Consider the following 3,556-nt stretch of genomic DNA (forward strand, 5'->3'; position numbering starts at 1 on the left):
CTAATACGTGGGGCCGTCGTAGCCAACGAACGATGCGGTCACATCGTCATGAAACGCAATCGTTCATCGACTTCATGCAAACTTACCTCTAGGATCATCCCCCACGCTGTCAAGTGTGTGGGAACGAAGCCCAGTCCCGTCGGAGTGGCGAATCGAAAAGCGCGATGACGATGGTCTCCACTTCGTCCATACTTGCCCAGAGTGTAGCGCGGAGGACAACGTGTTTCTCAACCTCATGCCGGAACACGAACGCACTAAGTGTTAGCGAACATATCTGAGATCCGGGCAATACGCATCGAAGATTTAGTGTACTCGCTTTTCAATGCGTCAACCCTATGTGAACGTGATAATCGGGGTTCTGTTAGTTGTTGCTACCTCTTTTCCTACTCCATCACGATATTAGGTGGAGCGAGTATTCCTTGCCATCTGGGAATTGACCAAGTGCAAAAGGCAAAATTGACACAGCGTCCGCTGATTTTCAGTGTTGGACCTCCCTTTCTCAAAGAGCAAGTAGGGTGGGATAATTCAGCTTTGCGTTTGGCGAATGAACTCATCAAGTCGTTCTCCTATGAGTGTCGCAACGCGCTCGCTATATTGCCAGAGTGCTGCATTAAGTCGTTCTTCGGTCTCGTCGTCGATACCATCGTCTCCCCGAAGAACGGAGTCTTTGGTGATCTGAGGATGATACACACAAACAATCCCGACCGAACTCCCCGAACTTGTGGTACTAGCGGTATGGATTCCGTATTGATCGGTACCCCACACACCATTGCCACCCTGTCGTTCCATCGCGGAGTCGAGGGTATCGAGACGTTGCAACTCCTCGGGGTCGAGGAGTGGAGTATCACCTTCGAACAATTCACTGAATGCTTCTATTCGGGCACTGTTTGTCCATTGTTCCAACTGGGAACGCGCTCGCAGTACGAGCTGTCTCTCGTCTGGAAATTCTGCCATACTCTCTAGAAGAATGGCCAGGTCAATCAACGTTCGTACGACGTCTCGGTCAGTGGACGTGGTGACAGCGACCCTGAACTGAGTGAGAAAACCTTCGCTCGTGTTCACTATCGTTGGTGTCTATACTCGAGTGTTCGGAAGGATGAACTCTTTCTAGAGACCTCAATGAGAGACGAATTTTCGCTTCTTAGTCGTCGTGCGGAACGCTACTGTTCATCAAATGGCCCCCACATTGGGAACATCTGCTAGTGTCTTCAGGATCTTCGATGCCGTCACCGCAGTCCCGACACACGTATAGGGTTGACTCGGAGTTGGAAATGTCATCGGTTAGCATACAGTTCCTAGAAGGCATGTACGTTGATAACCTCTGTGCCAGATCTCTTCTGGAATCATGCTGACGAATGTACATCGTTAATCCCTAACTGCTCGGTGTTCAGGTACAATTTCTGTACTGTACTTGCTGTGCCTGTAGATCATACACTTGTACGGATGTGCTGACACTGTGATCCAGTAGATGGTCACTATTAGCAGGTACTCTAGCTCGTTGGGTAAAACCGATCACCGCATGAGCGATTCAAGATGGCCGGCACTGTCTAGATAAGGAAAACCTAGTGACAGCGGTACGATTAACGAGATTTTATGCACTGTCAAAAGCGACTGATTCTTGACAGCGAGAGTGGTTGCAGCGTGAAAAGACGGAATTCGACTGCTTCACCGAACATCTAGTCATGAGGAGATGAAGTGGTTCATTAGCCACTCACGGTAGAGGCGTTGAAACGCCACTCTACAACAGAATCGCGTAACTAGACAGTGCCGAGGGAACGGTTTCATCACCCAGATAATCAAAGGTAGAACATTCAGATTTCGATTCGCAAATTCAACGTTCTGTTGTCATCAATAATATTTCCTAACTGCTGCTATTCACTTGAGACTAGGTGTGTCAACTCGCGGTTAGTGCAACAACCGGCAGTATAAGTAGCCTTGACATAGATTGAATTGCTCCAATCTATACTCTGAATCAATCATCGACATCGAACTACTACCAAACTTCACGACGATGAATCTTCTTTCTCCTGAATCCAACCGATATTACGACGGATTCTCGACTTCGTTGATCCCCTCGAGTGTTTCGCGTTCGTACGCCCACCACCACGGAGTGTGAATCGCTCGGGCAACGAGTTCGACCTCGGTGACTTTGATATAGGACCTTCCACGTTGTGTGGGTCGTTCGAGGCGGTCGGCAGTGGATAGAAATATCGGTCATTCGATGGACGCGGATAGTCGTGTGGATGGACATCCGATCCGTGGTTTCGACCTGCCGAATCGGTGTCATAGATGGTTGAACTAAGTAGAGAGCCAAACCAGTTGCTTCGTTCCATATTGGTGGATTTCAATGAAGATCGTTTCATATTTATTGTAATCACCAGTTACCGGCTCAATTGCTACAATCAGGGAGTGTATAACGAAATACAAATCCGTATTTGATGCGGATGTAACATGCAAAAAAGACTTGGCGACCAAAACAAGTTTGATCGAAGAGGAATCGGGGAAGCCGAGCTCGCTACCGGCGTTATGGCCGATTTTTTCGATACACGGAGTGTGGACTCAAGAGACATGGGATACACGAACAGGGAGAACGCCTCTCTTGATTTCTGTGTCAACGCATCATCAGCCAGTATTAAATCGAGTTCACAGAAGTCCTCGTCGGAGGTCACGGTATGACATCAGACAGATTTGACAGGAGGAGCTACCTAGGGCTGTTAGCAGCAGGTGGGCTTGCTGCCTTCGGAGTAGATCGGGGAATAGACAGTATCCAAGCCCAAACCGCAGATCCTGGGGTAGTCGATCTTGGAGCGGCCGGTGAGTATACGATTCTAGCAAAATCGGGAATCTCTACCGTTCCGGATTCCGATGTGACTGGGAATATTGGAGTGAGTCCAGCCTCGTCGACCGCCATAACTGGCTTTTCACTGACGTTGGACTCATCGGGCGAGTACTCGACATCGGATCAAGTGAGTGGACAAGTATATGCGGCCGATTACGCGGAACCGACTCCATCCAACCTGACCACGGCTGTGGGCGATATGGAATCCGCATACACCGAAGTCGCTGGACGCGGACCTCCGGACTTTAACGAGTTGAACGGCGGAAACATTGGAGGTCTGGTACTTCTCCCGGGAATCTACCACTGGAGCACAGACGTGTCGATAAGCGAGGATATCACGCTCGCGGGGGGACCGGATGATACCTGGGTCTTCCAGATAGATGGCAACCTTACCACGGCTAGCGGAACGAATGTCATCTTGACTGGCGGCGCCCAAGTTAATAACATCGTCTGGCAGGTTGCTGGCGGTGCCGGTGTGGAGCTCGGAACGGACTCACAATTTGCGGGAATTGTGATGACTCAAACGAAAATAGATGTGCTTACCAATGCATTAGTGAACGGTTGCCTGTTCGCACAGACTGCTGTCAATCTCCAGAAGGCGACGGTCACAGGTTGTGAATCTAACGAGACGACTACGACAACGGAAACAACCACCGGCACGGAAACAACCACCGGCACGGAAACAACCACCGGCACGGAAACCACCACCGGCACGGA

The 3,556-nt window shown here is 49.9% G+C and carries 2 protein-coding genes; one reads left to right on the forward strand and one right to left on the reverse strand.

Annotation, left to right across the window (positions count from 1 at the left end; all coding sequences use genetic code 11):
• Positions 1 to 525: 525 nt before the first annotated feature.
• Positions 526 to 954, reverse strand: a complete 429-nt coding sequence (locus AC1XDK_RS30655) for a DUF7539 family protein (protein ID WP_483353815.1) — start codon at positions 952 to 954, stop codon at positions 526 to 528.
• A gap of 1,718 nt (positions 955 to 2,672) precedes the next feature.
• On the opposite strand from AC1XDK_RS30655, the gene AC1XDK_RS30660 reads away from it, so the two are divergent.
• The coding region (locus tag AC1XDK_RS30660; RefSeq protein WP_483353816.1) for an ice-binding family protein at positions 2,673 to 3,556 on the forward strand (884 nt) is incomplete at its 3' end.

Source organism: Haladaptatus sp. HS23 (genome assembly GCF_056892285.1).